The organism is Undibacterium sp. GrIS 1.8, from assembly GCF_040544445.1.
In the GTDB taxonomy this organism is placed as follows: Bacteria; Pseudomonadota; Gammaproteobacteria; order Burkholderiales; family Burkholderiaceae_D; genus Undibacterium.
The window spans coordinates 1-1,037 of sequence record NZ_JBEONQ010000144.1; the positions used below are offsets into that span (position 1 = coordinate 1).

General features: G+C 49.2%; 1 protein-coding gene. It reads right to left on the reverse strand.

Features of this window, described 5'->3' with window-relative positions; translation table 11 throughout:
- Positions 1-143: 143 nt before the first annotated feature.
- Positions 144-1,037 (reverse strand): DUF2169 domain-containing protein (locus AAKU64_RS22595; protein ID WP_354363121.1); only part of this gene is annotated, 894 nt, incomplete at its 5' end.

Sequence of the window (1,037 nt, forward strand, 5' to 3'; positions counted from 1 at the left end):
TGGCGACGACGCTGAGGCTGTTGCTTAAATCCTGAATCGTTGGATAGGGCAATGGCGGTGTCGCGCTGCCGACCGGAGTTTTATTGAACGAGGGGGCGGTGGAGATTGCCTTGAAAGTGGCATTCTTACGAGCGCCTATCGGATTAGACATAGGCTGTGTCCTCGCTGATTGCTGATACGGTGTCTTTTGCGACGCTGTCAACGGTTCGCATCTGTACCTTGATCGTATTGATCTCTTGAAGTAGACGATCTCGCTCCGCACAACTACACATGCGTGCCTCTGCAACGCGAATCGCTGCCGCATCATCTTTTATAAATACCGTGCGCCAGACCAAACTCAAGGTATGTGTATCTGGTTCGATGATGACAGTGTCAATCGATAGCGGGTGCTGGAGTAACTCACCGCTTTCCAGGCGCAGCAGAACAAAGCAGACATGCTTGGGGAGTGTCAAACTTAAAACAGTATCACCTTTGTCATCACGGTGCGTACCGTGGGTACCGGGTGGGCAGAGATTCGTGAGCGTGATGATCTCGTTGCCTTGTAAGTAGTGCGTTTGCTGATCTGGCGGTGCGGCATTCCACACTGCAAAGTCAAAGTCTTTTGGCAACCAAGCGTCACTTTGGATAAAGTGATCGTCTATCGTTCCTGTAAGTTTTATGCGGTCGGGATGCCCTTTGGCTCGGACACCTAAGCCAGCAAACAGACGTACGCCAACCTTGTCAGAGAGTTTTTTTCTGAGACAATGTAAAAATGGCCTTAGGGTTGTTGGATATTCGGGGTAATGAATTTGCGGCGCGGGTATTTTTGAGAGTCCGGTTGCTGCGATATACCAATTTTTTGTAAAACCACGACCAATAGGGTTGATATCAAATGCTGTGTGCGCAATCGTTCGCTGATCTACAGGTAACTCTGCATCGGGATGACTGCGTAATTGAGACGGCGTTAATTGATGTTTTTTATGAATAGATCGTGCCGCCTTGTCTGAGGCATTGATTTGGCATTGACCTCCAAACGTATATTCGGCACGCACAGGAAC